The sequence below is a fragment of the Syntrophothermus lipocalidus DSM 12680 genome, assembly GCF_000092405.1.
Classification (GTDB): Bacteria; Bacillota; Syntrophomonadia; order Syntrophomonadales; family Syntrophothermaceae; genus Syntrophothermus; species Syntrophothermus lipocalidus.
Map to the genome: position 1 here is coordinate 1 of NC_014220.1, position 16,025 is coordinate 16,025.

Annotated in this window: 12 protein-coding genes, 5 tRNA genes and 1 other annotated feature; all 17 genes read left to right on the top strand. The window is 49.9% G+C overall.

Annotated features, from left to right (window positions below; genetic code table 11):
• Positions 1 to 107: 107 nt before the first annotated feature.
• Complete coding sequence (dnaA, locus tag SLIP_RS00005; protein ID WP_013174213.1) at positions 108 to 1,418, top strand: chromosomal replication initiator protein DnaA; 1,311 nt, start codon at positions 108 to 110, stop codon at positions 1,416 to 1,418.
• Between the two features lie 130 nt (positions 1,419 to 1,548).
• Positions 1,549 to 2,697: a DNA polymerase III subunit beta gene (dnaN, locus tag SLIP_RS00010; RefSeq protein WP_013174214.1), complete on the top strand. Its 1,149-nt coding sequence runs from the start codon at positions 1,549 to 1,551 to the stop codon at positions 2,695 to 2,697.
• Positions 2,698 to 2,715: 18 nt separating this feature from the next.
• Positions 2,716 to 3,822, top strand: coding sequence for a DNA replication/repair protein RecF (recF, locus tag SLIP_RS00015; protein WP_013174215.1), 1,107 nt, complete (start codon positions 2,716 to 2,718; stop codon positions 3,820 to 3,822).
• A 3-nt stretch (positions 3,823 to 3,825) separates the two neighbouring features.
• Positions 3,826 to 4,086, top strand: coding sequence for an extracellular matrix regulator RemB (gene remB / locus SLIP_RS00020; RefSeq protein WP_013174216.1), 261 nt, complete (start codon positions 3,826 to 3,828; stop codon positions 4,084 to 4,086).
• On the top strand, positions 4,083 to 5,993 hold the full coding sequence (gene gyrB, locus SLIP_RS00025; protein ID WP_013174217.1) for a DNA topoisomerase (ATP-hydrolyzing) subunit B: 1,911 nt from the start codon (positions 4,083 to 4,085) through the stop codon (positions 5,991 to 5,993). Before remB ends, gyrB begins: the two co-directional genes overlap by 4 nt.
• 231 nt (positions 5,994 to 6,224) lie before the next feature.
• Positions 6,225 to 8,660, top strand: coding sequence for a DNA gyrase subunit A (gene gyrA / locus SLIP_RS00030; protein WP_013174218.1), 2,436 nt, complete (start codon positions 6,225 to 6,227; stop codon positions 8,658 to 8,660).
• A gap of 40 nt (positions 8,661 to 8,700) precedes the next feature.
• Entirely contained in the window at positions 8,701 to 9,585 is an 885-nt protein-coding gene (gene pdxS, locus SLIP_RS00035) for a pyridoxal 5'-phosphate synthase lyase subunit PdxS (protein ID WP_013174219.1), read from the top strand.
• Positions 9,575 to 10,147: a pyridoxal 5'-phosphate synthase glutaminase subunit PdxT gene (pdxT, locus tag SLIP_RS00040; RefSeq protein WP_013174220.1), complete on the top strand. Its 573-nt coding sequence runs from the start codon at positions 9,575 to 9,577 to the stop codon at positions 10,145 to 10,147. Before pdxS ends, pdxT begins: the two co-directional genes overlap by 11 nt.
• Before the next feature lie 57 nt (positions 10,148 to 10,204).
• Positions 10,205 to 10,416, top strand: a binding site (T-box leader).
• 48 nt (positions 10,417 to 10,464) lie between these two features.
• A complete protein-coding gene (locus tag SLIP_RS00045; protein WP_013174221.1) occupies positions 10,465 to 11,628 on the top strand; it encodes a pyridoxal-phosphate-dependent aminotransferase family protein in 1,164 nt (387 codons plus the stop codon).
• Between the two features lie 3 nt (positions 11,629 to 11,631).
• Positions 11,632 to 13,218, top strand: a complete 1,587-nt coding sequence (gene serA, locus SLIP_RS00050; RefSeq protein ID WP_013174222.1) for a phosphoglycerate dehydrogenase — start codon at positions 11,632 to 11,634, stop codon at positions 13,216 to 13,218.
• A gap of 40 nt (positions 13,219 to 13,258) precedes the next feature.
• The gene (gene serS / locus SLIP_RS00055) at positions 13,259 to 14,530 is read left to right on the top strand and encodes a serine--tRNA ligase (RefSeq protein ID WP_013174223.1); all 1,272 of its coding nucleotides are present in this window, start codon (positions 13,259 to 13,261) and stop codon (positions 14,528 to 14,530) included.
• A 267-nt stretch (positions 14,531 to 14,797) separates the two neighbouring features.
• Positions 14,798 to 14,887, top strand: a tRNA-Ser gene (locus tag SLIP_RS00060).
• Positions 14,888 to 14,901: 14 nt separating this feature from the next.
• Positions 14,902 to 14,996: transfer RNA gene (locus SLIP_RS00065), tRNA-Ser, on the top strand.
• A 21-nt stretch (positions 14,997 to 15,017) separates the two neighbouring features.
• Positions 15,018 to 15,094, top strand: a tRNA-Arg gene (locus SLIP_RS00070).
• Between the two features lie 28 nt (positions 15,095 to 15,122).
• Positions 15,123 to 15,199: transfer RNA gene (locus SLIP_RS00075), tRNA-Arg, on the top strand.
• Positions 15,200 to 15,385: 186 nt separating this feature from the next.
• Positions 15,386 to 15,877: a tRNA adenosine(34) deaminase TadA gene (gene tadA, locus SLIP_RS00080; RefSeq protein WP_423218570.1), complete on the top strand. Its 492-nt coding sequence runs from the start codon at positions 15,386 to 15,388 to the stop codon at positions 15,875 to 15,877.
• Positions 15,864 to 15,956: transfer RNA gene (locus tag SLIP_RS00085), tRNA-Ser, on the top strand. Before tadA ends, SLIP_RS00085 begins: the two co-directional genes overlap by 14 nt.
• Positions 15,957 to 16,025: the final 69 nt, after the last annotated feature.

Sequence of the window (16,025 nt, forward strand, 5' to 3'; positions counted from 1 at the left end):
TTTTGCAGCTGTTTTGTTATCATGACTGTGTAACTGCAGTTATCCACAGGGATTCTCAGAATATTTACTGCGCTTTTCCACATCTTCACAGCAGGAGGATTTAAGCCATGTCTAAAGACTACTCGATTATCTGGGAGACGGCTTTAGACACCGTTCGACAAGAGATTGGTCCCACAAGTTTTGAAATATGGTTTTCCCCCGTGACTTATCACGACTTTGTCGACAACAGATACCTTATCCACGTTCCCAATCCATTATACAAGGAATGGATAGAATCTCGATATCTTCACATCCTTGAAAGGGTTTTAAGTGAGCTCCACCGCGAGCCTATATTTGTAAGGTTGGTACTTCGTTCCCCTGAAGCAGTAGAACCGGGTGCCCTGGTCCTCAACCGCAAGTATACCTTTGACACTTTCGTAGTAGGTAACAGCAACCGCTTTGCACATGCTGCTTGCTACGCAGTGGCCGAAGCCCCGTCTGACTCCTATAATCCGCTTTTTATTTACGGCGGCGTCGGATTGGGTAAGACTCATCTAATGCAAGCTATAGGTCACCATATTCTCCGCAAAGATCCTTCTTATAAGATAGTGTACGTATCCTCTGAACAATTTACTAACGATTTAATCGACTCTATCAGAGACCGTAAGACAGCAGAATTCCGTAACAAATACCGAAGTGTCGACCTTTTGCTTGTAGACGACATCCAATTTGTAGCCGGAAAGGAGCAGACCCAAGAAGAATTTTTTCACACATTTAATGCCCTGTACGAGGCTAACAAACAGCTGGTTATCTCTAGCGACCGTCCGCCCCGAGATATACCTACTCTCGAGGATCGGTTACGTTCTCGCTTCGAGTGGGGACTTATTACCGATATTCAGCCCCCGGATTTCGAAACCCGCTTGGCTATTCTCAGAAAAAAAGCCCAATTGGAAAACTTCAACGTACCGAATGATGTGATGTCATACATAGCCGATTATATACAGTCCAACATCAGAGAACTAGAAGGAGCCCTTATCCGTATTGTTGCCTATGCCAATATATCCAACCAACCAGTAACTCTTGAACTGGCGGAACAGACCCTTAAGGACGTTCTCGCCCTTGGCAATACGCGAATCATAACCATGCAAGCCATAAAAGAAACAGTCGCTGAATATTTCGGATTGAAAGAAGAAGAATTAATTTCTAAACGGCGGACCCGGCACCTTGTTTTCCCTAGACAGATAGCCATGTTTCTATGTCGGGAGATGACTCCATCATCCTTTCCTCAGATTGGAGAGGAATTCGGAGGTCGAGATCACACCACTGCGCTCCACGCTTACGAAAAAATATCTTCTGATATTCAACATGACCGATCTTTATTAAAGATAGTTACAGAGATTGCTAAGAAATTAGATCCCAACTACGTTCCCCGTGTTTAGAGGAAGTTTTTACACAGACAGGTACTGTTTACAACCGGGTTTTTTGAGCGTTATCCACATATTCACCGCTTCTACTACTACGTTTCTTAAGTAAGAACAACAAGAAGACTAACTTCCTGGAGGTGTAACCGTGAAATTCTCTATTAACCAGCCTGAACTAGCACGAGTTGCTGCACTAGTGCAGAGAGCGGCATCCACCCGCGAAACAGTTCCCGTTCTTTCTGGCCTTCTCCTTAAAGCCTCAGCCACTACTGGCCTTTCCATGACCTGCACAGACCTAGAAATCGCTTTGAGCGCCCACACGTTAGAGGCGAACGTGATAGAAGAAGGAACAGCTCTAGTCAATGCTCGGTACTTTGCCGACCTGGTTCGGTATCTACCCAACATCGAGATACAAGTACTTACGGACGACGAAAATTCTCGCTTAACCGTAAACTACGGTCGCTCTCAGACCCACCTACACCTGTATAATCCCCAGGAGTTTCCGGAAACTGGTCGTCAAGAGCCTACTCCTTTGTTATCCGTACCGCAAAAAACGTTGAAAGAACTTTTGCGCAAAACCTCCTTTGCCGCTGCAGTTAACCACTTTAAACAGGTCTTTACAGGGGTGTTGTTTGACTTTACTCCTGACCAACTAAGGGTAGTAGCTTCTGACACTCACCGTCTGGCTATGATGTCACTCGCGATGTCTTCTACTCATACAGAACCAAGACAGTTGGTCATCCCCTCCCGAACCGTAGCTGAGCTAATCCGCATCCTAGAAGACTCAGAAAAAGAGGTTTCCTGTGGATTGGCAGGGAACAATATTGTGTTCACCTGTGAAGAGCCCGGCTTCCAGCTTACATCGAGGTTGCTGGAAGGTCAGTATCCGAATTATCTTCCGGTAATACCGGGTAACTTCGTGTCCACTGTAAAACTAGAGCCCGGGCCTCTGGCCAACGCACTGGAAAGGGCTGTATTAATGCCAACCGATAAACAGAGTTCCAAACAGCCGATCCGGCACGTAACTCTAGAATTGAAGGATAGAGAACTGAGGGTATCCGCTTACTCCCAGAAAATGGGAGAATTACAAGAAGTGCTCGAAGATATCTCCGTCGAAGGAGAAAGCAACATCCAGATTTCTTTCAACACCCGTTACCTCCTCGATGTAATCAAGGTATTACAAGGAGAATGCACGACTATAAGTCTGAAATTCACGGGTTCCTTAAGTCCTGCCTTGATTCAGGATCCGTGTAAAGACGATTACCTTTATGTTTTAGTACCGCTAATTACGCATTAAAGCGAGCGTGTATTCGGTTTGAAAATACTGAAATTAGAAACAAGATTTTTTCGTAACCTGGTGTCGTGTGTCATTGAGCCCTGTAGCAGAATTAACGTAATTTTAGGAAAGAACGCGCAGGGAAAAACAAACCTTCTCGAAGCGATTTACGTTGTAGGTCACAACAGATCCTTTCGCGGGGCCCGGGATAAAGATTTAGTAACGCACGGCCGCCGGGAAGGATACCGCTTAAAGGTTACTTACGCGCTTGATGAACGAATCATTATTTTTGAGCAGCGTTACTCAGAGAGTAAAAACAAGGTTCTACGTCTGAACAACAAGCCCGCTGCTTCTAAAACCCAGCATCGCCTCAAAAGCGTCGTTTTTACTCCAGAAGACCTGTACCTAATTAAAGGAGAGCCTGAAAGACGGCGGAACTTTTTGGATGGTATTTTATGCCAATTAAGACCCGAATATGAACGCACCCTGGAAAGCTATAAAAAAATACTGGGTCGACGCAACGCGTACCTAAAACAGAGCCGTAGCTTCGGCCAGGGTATGAGGGTACTACAGGGTATGTTTATCGAAGCTGCAGTTCCCTTAATTTGTGCCAGGCTTAACCTTGCTGCTATACTAGAAAAGGAAGTGTCAAAGCTTTATCAACTGCTAAGCGGTGAAGCAGAAGATGTTTGTATGAGGTATGTATTGTCTTTTCCTCTGGAAACAGGCAAACTTACTCCCGATTTACTAGCCGCTTCACTGGATAAAGCTTTAGAGGTAAGCAAGGATAAAGAGCTGAAGCAAGGAATTACACTGGTAGGTCCGCACCGCGATGACTTTAATCTCTACCTCAGGGGACATAACGCGCGGACATACGCTTCCCAAGGGCAACAGAGGAATCTCGCCGTAAGCCTAAAACTGGGAGAGCTCGCGACCTATAAAAATATAAAAGGCTATTTCCCGGTGTTGCTTTTAGATGAAGTACTGGCAGAGCTCGATAAGAATCGGAGGACTCTACTTCTGGAGTATCTGCAGCAGGCAGAATTTCAAACCTTCATCTCTTCGGTGGAAAGAGAAGATGTAGTAGCTGTCGCGGGTAAGGTCTTCGCAGTCGAAGACGGCAGGATAACTGAGGAGGTCGGATAAAAAATGTACATGCACCTGGGGGACGATTATACTGTTTTTCTAAACGAGGTAATAGCCATCGTGAATATCGATGGTCTGATTGACAGGAGCGTCAAGGATATAATAGATCTGGCCCAGGCCGAAAAAAAACTTTGCCGCATAGGAGAAAAGGGCAAGGAAAAATCACTCATAATAACCGAGCAGTATGTTTACTTATCCCCCATTTCTTCCCTTACCCTGTTCAAGAGGGGGCACAGCTTTCTAGGAGGAGGTCTTCTGGTTTGAACATAAACGGATCTAAGAACGAATACACCGCTCTTGATATACAAGTATTAGAAGGATTGGAAGCGGTAAGAAAGAGACCCGGCATGTATATAGGCTCTACAGACTCGCGCGGCTTGCACCACCTGGTCTTCGAGATAGTTGACAACAGCATTGACGAAGCCGTCGCGGGGTATTGTGATGAAATCAAGGTTATTATTTTGGATGACTCTACCGTTACCGTCACCGATAATGGCCGCGGAATACCTGTTGACATGCATCCGAAAATGGGCATCCCGGCTCTAGAAGTGATACTGACGACACTCCACTCCGGAGCCAAGTTCGGGGGGAGCGGGTATACCATCTCTGGCGGTTTACATGGGGTTGGGTTGTCCGTGGTGAACGCCCTTTCAAGATGGTTGGAGGTAGAAGTAGCCCGCGACGGCCAGCTTTATCATCAGCGTTATGAGCGGGGTAAACCGGTAACCCCTCTTGCCGTTACCGGGGCCTGCCAAACAACGGGAACCAAAATAACCTTTAGCCCGGACCCGGAAATTTTCGAGGAAATATGTTTTTCAGCGGAAATAATAGGGCAAAGGCTAAGGGAACTTTCATACCTGAATCAAGGAACCCGTATCGTGCTTTGCGATAAAAGGACGGGGCGGGACGTGGAGTATTACCATACCGGAGGAATAAGGGACTTTGTAAAATACTTGAGCAAGAACAGGGAACCATTGAGCCCAGAGCCGATATATTTCAGGATAGGAAAAGAAGGAACGGTAGTGGAAGTAGCTATACAGTATAATACCGGTTACACCGAAACCCTCCTATCCTATGCCAACAATATCCATACTCAGGAAGGAGGGACTCACGAGCTAGGGTTCAAAAACGGCTTGACCCGGGTGGTCAACGAATACGCTAAGAAACAGGGGATGCTCAAGGAGAATGAAGGAAACCTTCTCGGAGAGGACATACGCGAAGGGATGACGGCAGTTATCTCTGTTCTGGTGCAGGATCCCCAGTTCGAGGGCCAAACCAAAACCAAGCTAGGGAACGCCTTCATCCGTAGCCTGGTTGAAGGGGCAGTAAGCGATTTCGTAGGGGCTTTTTTTGACGAGAACCCCTCACTGGCCAAAAAAATCGTGGAAAAAGCCATTGCGGCGCGGCGGGCCCGGGAAGCAGCTCGCAAGGCTCGAGAACTAACTCGCAGAAAGAATCTCCTGGATTCCACATCACTCCCGGGTAAACTAGCGGACTGTAGTGAAAAAGACCCGGCCCTTTCCGAGCTGTACCTGGTAGAAGGGGACTCCGCCGGCGGTTCGGCTAAACAAGGACGTGACCGCAACTTCCAGGCTATTTTACCTTTGAGAGGGAAGATTTTGAATGTAGAAAAGGCCCGATTGGACAAGGTGCTTTCTAACGAAGAGATTCGAGCCCTCATAACCGCGATCGGGACTGGAATAGGGGAAGACTTCGATATAAATAAAGCTCGCTACCACCGGCTTATTATCATGACTGACGCCGATGTCGATGGGTCCCATATAAGAGTATTGTTGCTAACGTTCTTCTACCGCTATATGAGACCACTCATCGAGGCCGGCTACGTTTACGTTGCCCAGCCGCCTCTCTACGAGCTGAAAAGGGGGAAAGAAGTCCACTACATTTACAATGACAGAGAACTCCAGCGGTTTTTGGAACAGCAAGGGAACAAGAAGTACGGGGTGAAACGTTATAAAGGACTGGGAGAGATGAACCCGGAACAATTATGGGAAACCACGATGAATCCGGAAAACCGAACGCTGCTCCAGGTACGAATCGAAGACGCCATAGCTGCCGACGTCATATTCTCCAGCCTGATGGGCGAAAAAGTCGAGCCCCGGCGTGAATTCATCCAGGAAAACGCGCGTTTAGTTACGAATCTAGATATTTGAGAGCCCAGGTTCAATCGCCGGCGAGAAAAACCAGGCCAGGAGAAATACCCTCTTGGTCTGTTTTTGTGTTACCTTGAAAGCACGGCCAGCATTTGCTTGCCATTAGGCAGACGTTATAATTATCATAGGATAGTCAATTGATGAACCAACTGCTTTCCCAGGAAGGAAATGGTTTATGGATAACCCATTCTGAACCAAGGACTAGGAAGTTAGGAAGAAGGGACGAGGAAGTTGCAGGCCAGTCAGACAAAAGTGTTGCCAATCGACATAGAGAAAGAAGTAAAGAGATCATTTCTCGACTACTCAATGAGCGTCATCGTGTCTCGAGCACTGCCCGATGTAAGGGACGGGCTAAAACCGGTTCATCGTCGAATTCTGTATGCGTTCTACGAACAGGGTATGACGCCGGAGAAACCCCACCGGAAGTCGGCTAACCTGGTGGGTTTAGTACTAGGACAATACCATCCGCACGGGGATGCGGCTGTCTACGATGCGATGGTCAGAATGGCCCAGGACTTCTCGATGCGTTACTGCCTTGTGGATGGTCATGGTAACTTCGGTTCCGTAGACGGAGATTCTCCTGCCGCGATGCGGTACACCGAAGCCCGGTTAACAGCCCTGGCAGTGGAGATGCTGAGGGACATTGAGAAAGACACAGTAGATTTTAGGCCCAACTATGATGATACGCGCCAGGAACCGGTAGTACTACCAGCAAGGCTGCCGAACCTACTAATCAACGGATCTACCGGTATCGCAGTGGGGATGGCGACCAGCATACCCCCACACAACCTGACCGAGGTAGTGGAGGGTCTAATCCACTTGTTGGAAAACCCGGAAGCTACCGTGGATGAATTGATGCGGTACATCAAAGGGCCTGATTTTCCAACTGCCGGATTGATAATGGGCACCAGAGGGATGAGACAGGCCTACCGCACCGGAAGAGGAAGCGTGACCGTCAGGGGTAGGTGTGAAATAGAAGAAAAGAAAGGCGGCAGGACCAGCATTGTTGTAACAGAGATACCTTACATGGTGAACAAGGCGAAGCTGGTGGAACGGATAGCTGAACTCGTTAAGGAGAAAAAGATCGATGGCATAACCGATCTTAGGGACGAGTCGGACCGCAGGGGAATCAGGATAGTAATGGATATCAGGAGGGACATCTCGCCCTCAGTCATATTGAATAAGCTGTATAGGAACACCCAGTTACAAGATAATTTTGGCATTACCTTGCTGGCTCTGGTGGATGGCGAGCCTCAGGTATTGAATCTTAAGGAGATGCTCAACCAGTACCTTAACCACCGGCGGGAGGTAATAAGGCGGCGCACAGAATTCGATCTCAAGGTAGCCAGAGATAGGCTGCACATAGTAGAAGGATTGAAGATAGCGCTGGATAACTTGGACGAGGTAGTCGACATAATTAGAAATTCGCCTGATGTGAAGACAGCCAGAAACAACTTGATGTCGAGGTTTGATTTGACGGAGATGCAGGCTGAGGCTATTGTTGAAATGCGCCTGCGCCAGCTAACCGGGCTGGAGAGAAACAAGTTGGAGGAAGAATACCGAGAACTGGTAGGCCGGATATCAGACCTCGAGGATATCCTGAGACGTCCAGAACGCGTTCAGGCCATAATTAAAGAGGATCTCATCGACATCAAAACGCGGTTTGGGGACAAGCGACGGACGGAAATAAGGGAAGAGGATGCCAGCTTTGAAGCCGAAGATCTCATCGAGGAAGAAAGCATAGTCGTTACTCTAAGTAATCGCGGTTATATCAAGAGACAACCCTTAAGTACTTATCGCAGCCAACGGCGTGGAGGGAAAGGCGTAACCGGAACAGCGATTCGCTCCGAGGACTTTGCTACCGACATCTTTGTGACGACTACCCTGTCTACCTTGTTGTTCTTTACTAACCATGGACGGGTCTACTCCTTGAAAGCGTACCAGGTTCCAGAGGCCTCGAGACAGTCGAGGGGAACCCCGGTTATTAACTTTCTCCGCTTAAATCCCGGCGAAAAAGTGAACACCGTCATATCGGTAAACAGGTTCGACGCTGGTCAACACTTGGTAATGGCTACCCGTACCGGTATGGTGAAAAAAGTCCCCATCGACGAGTTTCGGCAAATTAGACGTAGTGGCATCATCGCCATCAATCTGCGCAACCAGGATGAGTTAGTTGGCGTACAAAAGATTTACAAAGGCGACCGTTTGGTCTTGGTGACGGGCCGGGGGTACTCTATCGTGTTTGATGAAGGGGATGTCAGAGTTATGGGACGCGGGGCTGCTGGGGTGAGGGGGATCTCCCTTGAGCAGGGCGACAAGGTAATCGACATAGACAAATACAAGGAAGGGGCCGACATGTTGTTGGTCACAGAACGAGGGTATGGCAAGCGCACTAGTCTTCAGGAATTGCGCCTACAAAAAAGAGGTGGAAAAGGGCTGAAAACCATTCAGATATCGGAGAAAACAGGGGAACTAGTGGGAGGCAAAGCCGTTTTTCCCAAGGAAGAGTTTGTAGCTTTGACCGGTGCCGGATTTGTGATCAGGCTCAAAGTGGATGACGTTCCGCGCCAGAAACGCTATTCGCGCGGGGTGGTCGTCATGAGATGCGAAGATAACGACCATATAGTGTCGATCGCTCGCTTTAAGTCAGAGGACGAAGAAGAATAATTTATGGCATGTACCTATATTGCGAACGGAGGGATAAAGGATGGCAGAAAAAGGGACCTTCACGGTAAAAAAAGGCTTGGCCCAGATGTTGAAAGGCGGAGTAATTATGGATGTTACTACTCCGGAGCAAGCGAAGATCGCGGAAGAAGCCGGAGCGTGTGCGGTTATGGCCCTGGAAAGAGTACCGGCAGATATCAGGGCTGCAGGCGGTGTGGCCAGGATGGCAGATCCTACGGTCATTCTGAGAATAATGGAAGCAGTTACTATTCCGGTGATGGCCAAGTGCCGGATCGGGCATTTTGTTGAGGCCCAGATTCTTGAAGCGTTGGGGATTGACTACATTGATGAAAGCGAGGTCTTGACCCCGGCCGATGAAAAATTTCACGTCAACAAGCACCTTTTTAAGGTGCCGTTCGTGTGCGGGGCAAGGGATCTGGGAGAAGCCCTGCGCCGGATAGGGGAAGGAGCAGCCATGATCCGAACCAAAGGCGAACCGGGAACAGGAAACGTGGTTGAGGCCGTGCGCCATATGCGTAGGGTTATGGATCAGATTCGTTGGTTGAAGGGACTCCCCAAGGAAGAGCTGATGACCGCAGCCAAGGATCTGCAGGCACCTTACGAATTAGTAGTAGAGGTAGCAGAGACCGGGCGCTTGCCGGTGGTGAACTTTGCGGCAGGGGGGATAGCGACTCCTGCAGATGCCGCGCTCATGATGCAGCTAGGAGCGGATGGTAATTTTGTAGGATCGGGCATCTTCAAATCGAAAGATCCGATGAAGAGAGCCCGGGCTATAGTGGCAGCGACCACTTACTATGATGATCCGTACGTACTGGCAGAAGTGTCAAAGGATCTGGGAGAGGCGATGCCTGGTATCGAGATCAGGAACATAGCACCTGAAGAAAGGATGCAAGAACGTGGCTGGTAAGAAAAGAATAGGAGTATTAGCCTTACAAGGAGCCTTCGCTGAACACCAGGAGGTACTGCACCGTTTAGGCTGTGAGGCGACAAGAGTGCGATCGCAGGGGGACATAAGGTCAGTGGATGGGTTGATAATCCCCGGGGGTGAAAGCACTACCATCGGAAGGTTGCTCGTCGATTTTAATCTAGCGGATACAATACGGCAGGCGGCCGAAGAAGGCATGCCAGTGTTTGGAACCTGCGCCGGGATGATCGTATTGGCTAAAGAAATTATTGGAAGCGAGCAGTTTCGCCTGGGATTGATGGACATGGCGGTTCGGCGCAATGCTTTTGGTCGACAAGTAGAGAGCTTCGAGGAGTGGCTCGACATTAAGGGGTTTGAACGCCAGGTCAAGGGAGTGTTTATCCGCGCTCCTTACGTGGAAAAAGTATGGGGAGGAGCGGAAGTTTTGGCAGAGCTGGATGGAAAGATCGTTATGGTACGCCAGGGAAAGCTTCTGGCCACGGCGTTTCATCCCGAATTGACGGATGACCTGGTGATACATGAATATTTCGTGCGAATGGCGTAGGAAATAGGTTGTCAAAAGCGAAAAGGGTATAATATAATAACTCATAATTTCATACCCTTAAACGCGATGAAGGGGAGTAGTAAGTGGAAGTCGAGGTTAAGAGAGCCGGTGGTAGGGTGTAAACCGGTCCAGGCTTCAACTGAATCCACCTCGGAAGCAGGCTGCGTCGAGCAGTTCCGGTAGAGCGCCGTTATCGCTTGTTGAATGAGTGGGCTACGGTCTCGTAGTCAAGTAGGGTGGCAACGCGGGAAACACCTCTCGTCCCTGGGAATAGATGGATGAGGGGTTTTTGCATTTCTGGTTGAGGAGGAAGAGGGATGAATTTTCGGGAAGAACAGTACTTGTTATTGCCAGGACCGACTCCGGTTCCTACCAATGTGCTGAGGTCAATGGCCAAGCCAATGATCAACCACCGAGGGCCAGAATTCAAAGAACTTATAGCCGAAGTGACCGAAGGAGTAAAAAAGGTATACAAAACCAAGAACGAGGTAGTTATATTCCCAGCTGCCGGGACCGGAGCTATGGAAGCAGCGGTAGTGAATTTTATTTCTCCGGGAGACAAGGTTTTGGCTGTTTCCATAGGGGTTTTCGGGGATCGTTTCGCCAAGATAGCAGAGGAATTCGGGGCCGAGGTCGAAAAGATCGACTTTCCGTGGGGACAAGCGGCAGACCCGGAGGTAATTAGGGAAAGAATAGCGCAGGATCGCCTGCGGGAGATCAAAGCGGTTGTTGTTACTCACAACGAAACCTCAACCGGGGTAGTCAATGACATAAAATCGATAAGAGAAGCGGTGGGTGACCACCCGGCATTATTCATAGTTGACGCGGTGAGCGGCTTGGGGGCCATGAACCTGGAAACGGATAAATGGAACCTGGATGTCGTGGTCAGTGGTTCCCAGAAAGCTTTTATGATTCCGCCTGGGCTGGCTTTTCTTGCCATAAGCCCGCGGGCTCTGCGGGTGGCCAAGAACTGTTCCAACCGGCGTTATTACTGGGACATAAACAGCGCCCTTAAGTATCTGGAAAAAGGGCAAACCCCGTATACTCCGGCTTTATCCTTATTCTACGGGCTGAGAGAAGCCCTGGAGATGATGGAGAAAGAGGGGATTGACAATATCATAGCCAGGCACGCGGTTTATAGGGACATGGTTCGAGCAGGGGTGAAGGCGATGGGACTTAAACTGTTGGCCGATGACAGAGTGGCTTCGTCGTCCTTGACCTCGGTAATCGCGCCCGAGGGCCTAGGGGCCAACCGCATACGCAGGAGACTATTGGAGAGATTCAATGTCGTCATAGCCGGCGGCCAGCAAAAGCTAGACGACGTCATTTTCCGAATCGGGCATTTAGGCAATGTTCTTTATCTTGACCTCCTGGCTGTACTAGCCGCCCTGGAGATGGTTTTGGTTGAGCTGGGAGTGGATATCGAGTTAGGGCGAGGGGTTACCAAGGCCCAAGAAATTCTTATGCAGAAAGGGGTATAACAGGTGAAAAACCGCCGTGTCATTGTAACCGAACGTATAGCTGAAGAAGGATTGGAGTTGCTGAGGGCCGAGCTGGATGTAGACTACCGGGACGGAATTAGCCGGGCCGAGCTTTTGGATATTATCGGGGAATACGATGCGCTTATCGTGAGGAGCGTTACCAAAGTTAACGAGGAATTGGTGTCGCGAGGCACTCGTCTCAAGATGGTGGGCCGGGCAGGAAATGGCATAGATAATATCGATGTGGACGCCTGCACCCGTCGCGGCATCATTGTAGCCAACACGCCGGATTCCAATACCATTTCGGCCGCCGAACAGACCATCGCTTTACTTTTGTCTTCTGTCCGGCATACGGCTGAGGCGAACGCCTTTCTAAAAGGTGGAAACTGGGACCGCAAACCTTTTCGCGGCGTCGAACTCTACGGCAAAACGGTAGGAATAGTGGGACTCGGCCGCATCGGTTCTATGGTGGCTACCAGGTTAAGGTCATTCGGGTGCCGTATCATCGCGTACGACCCGTATATATCGGACGAACGGTTTGAGCGGTTTGGGGCAGAAAAGAAGAATACCTTAGAAGAGCTTTTGCGAGAAGCCGATATCATCACGGTTCATACTCCTAAGAACGAGGAAACTTATGGGATGATAGGGGAACGAGAACTGGCTATGTGCAAAGACGGGGTCCGGGTAGTGAATTGCGCTCGGGGTGGCATCATCAACGAAAAAGCTTTGGTGGATGCACTAAGATCCGGGAAAGTCGCTAGCGCTGGGCTGGACGTTTTTGATGAAGAACCTGCTTATAACAACCCGTTGTTTGAGTTCAAGAACGTAGTGGTAACTCCTCATCTAGGAGCCGACACTGTTGAAGCACAGAGACGGGTAGGTGTTAACATCGCCGAGCAGGTAATCATGGGTTTGAAGGGAGAACTAGTTCCTAACGTGGTTAATCTCCCTACGGTCTTGAGAGAAGAGCTTGAGACGTTGCGCCCGTACATCGACTTGGCAAGGGCTATGGGCAGCATGTATTATCAGATGGAAAAAGCTCCGGTTGACCGGGTGGAACTGGGTTTCAGCGGAGAAATAGCCAACCAGGAGACAGGACTCTTGACGATTGCTTTTTTGACAGGACTCCTTTCCGGAGTGATGTCAGAAAAGATCAACTACGTAAACGCCAGAATCAAAGCCGAAGAAAGAGGGATAAAGGTCTTCGAAAAGAAAGAAGACAAGAAGCTGAAAGGATATGTCAATCTGATTACTGCCCGTATCTTCAATCACGAGCATAACCTAGAGATCGCAGGTACCCTGACGGGAGGAGGCAGGCCATACATCGTCGAAATTAACGGGTTCGACACTGACCTTTACCCGCGGGGGATAGTAGTCCTCGCGGAGAATGACGACAGGCCGGGAGTGATAGGCCCGTTTACCACTGCCCTAGGCGAAGCCGGTATCAATATATCAATGATGAGGGTATCGAGCAAAGACGGGGTGAATATGATGGCCGTCAGCGTCGACAGCAACGTGGATGACGCAACTCTCGCCCGTCTGCGATCTGTCAGCGGGGTGCGAAAGGTAAGGGTTCTCAGGTTCAAGTAGAAAAAGAAAGCGACCTCTGCAGGTTGGAGGGATAGATGATATGCTGGACCCTAGACTGGTTAGGGCAAACCCCGAAATGGTTGAAAAAGCGCTTTCGGCTCGGGGAATTCAAGGGGGACTAGACCAGTTCCTGAAGCTTGATAAGGAAAGAAGGGCCTGTCAGGTTAGAGCGGACGAGCTCAAGAATTTCCGGAACCAGGCATCAGTTGAGGTTGGGCGCCTGAAGAAGGAAGGAAAAGACACGAACGAACTGCAAGCCAGGATCCGGGAAGTAGGACAGGAGATAAAGGGCCTGGACGACCGGATGCGGGAGATTGACGAGCAACTTACCGAAATACTGCTTAATATTCCGAATCTCCCGCATGAATCGGTGCCTTTAGGTGCTGGGGATGCTGACAACGTCGAGGTGAGAAGGTGGGGGGAACCCCGAAAGTTCGATTTTGAACCACAGGCTCACTGGGATATCGGGGTAGCGCTGGATATACTTGACTTTGAGCGGGCAGCGAAACTGTCGGGGGCTAGGTTTACCGTTTACAAGGGATTGGGAGCGCGCCTGGAGAGGGCGCTGATCAGCTTCATGCTGGACTTGCACGTGGATAAACACGGATACCGGGAAGTGTTTCCCCCGTTTATGGTGACCGCTGACTGCATGGTGGGAACCGGCCAGCTACCCAAATTTGCTGAAGACATGTTCAAGGTTGAGGGACGCGAGCTTTACATGGTTCCGACAGCCGAAGTGCCGTTAACCAACCTTTATCGCGAGGAAATACTGGCTGCAGAACAACTGCCCATGTATTTAACTGCTTACACCGCATGTTTTCGAGCAGAAGCCGGTTCTCACGGTCGCGACACCAGGGGGATTATCCGCCAACACCAGTTCAACAAGGTAGAGCTCGTAAAGATAACCTCGCCCGAGACATCTTATGAAGAGCTGGAGAAGCTGACCCGGGATGCGGAGGAGGTACTGCAACTTTTGGGGCTTCCCTACCGCGTAATGCTCCTCTGCACAGGAGACATGGGCTTTTCCTCAGCCAAAACCTATGACCTAGAGGTCTGGCTGCCGAGCTACGGGGAGTATAAGGAAATATCGTCCTGCTCCAACTGTGGGGATTTTCAAGCCCGCAGGGCTAATATCCGTTACCGCCCCGAGCCCAACGCTCGGCCCCAGTTCGTCCACACCTTGAACGGTTCGGGGGTGGCGGTCGGCAGGACAGTGGCCGCGATACTAGAGAATTACCAGCAAGCTGACAGCTCGGTAGTGGTACCAGAGATACTAAGGCCGTACATGGGCGGGATTGCGGTTATTAGATAGGGAGCAAAAGGCATTTGGAGGGCCTGGGGGAGGATTCGACGCGGTTCAGGTACGCGTCACCATAATCCTTAAAACGGACGGATTAAGAAATGCCCTGCGCCCTCGTTCATACATGAGTGCACTGTATAGCTGAAGTAAAGTAAAAACAGGAGTTGTCCGCTGTAGCCATCGGAGCGTTCGAAGGCAAAGTGGGCTCGGAAAGTTGACAATGAAAAGAAAGCTGTGATATACTGCTAATGCCTTATCCGGGAACGAGTTAAGCCTTTTGGAGGGGTGTCCGAGCGGTTTAAGGAGGCGGTCTTGAAAACCGTTGAACCCGTGAGGGTTCCGTGGGTTCGAATCCCACCTCCTCCGCCAGAGAGCACCTTTGCGGAGAGATGGCCGAGTAGGTCGAAGGCGGTCGCCTGCTAAGCGATTATACGGGCTAAAACCCGTATCGAGGGTTCGAATCCCTCTCTCTCCGCCATTAGATAGTATAATACGGTACGCGCCCGTAGCTCAGCTGGATAGAGTAACAGACTACGAATCTGGAGGTCGCAGGTTCGAATCCTGCCGGGCGCGCCATTTTTATTTGATGAGCTACGCAAGTTAGGCGCCCGTAGCTCAGAAGGATAGAGCAGCGGTTTCCTAAACCGTTGGTCGGGGGTTCGAGTCCCTCCGGGCGCACCATTCTTTGGAGCCACAGATAGACACAGATGTTGATTGTTATTGGTTGTAGACTCTCATGAAACCTGGCGGCGCTAGTTGTTTAAACAACCGCCCGCGTTACTCTGCGACTAAGACTAAACTTAAACCAATGCTGTCACCGGGATAGCATACTGGTTCCTGCGGCAAACGTCTGCAGGTTTTTGGTTTGTGGGAGTGAGAACGAGTACAGAGGTGACCCTTTTTTTGCACGATGAGGATTTCATGCGTAGGGCGGTAGAACTAGGTTGGGCAGCTTTTCATCAAGGAGAGGTTCCAGTAGGGGCGGTAGTGGTCAAGAATGGCGAGATAATAAGTTCGGCCCATAACGAAAAGGAAAAAAGACAGGATGCAACCGCCCATGCCGAAATGCTGGCCATACAGAGAGCCTCGCAGGCGCTTGGCACCTGGCGATTGCAAGATACGACTTTGTATTCGACTATTGAACCTTGCCCTATGTGTGCCGGAGCCATTGTGCAGGCCCGCATCAAGAAGGTAGTTTTTGGAGCTCGCGACTTGAAAGCGGGAGCAGGGGGGTCATTAATAAACGTTCTCGATTTCCCCGGGCTTAATCACCGGGTAGAAGTGATAGAAGGGGTACTGGAAGACGAGTGCACTGAGCTTATGACCGAATTCTTTCGGAGGTTGCGGAGAGGTGGCTGAGTGGACTAAGGCGCTCGACTCGAAATCGAGTGGGCTGTGATGAGCGGTCCCGTGGGTTCGAATCCCACCCTCTCCGCCAGATATAAGGAATATCAAGGGGTGTTGGGCCCCTTTTTTATTTTTTAAAAGGTGTGAAAAGAAGCACACA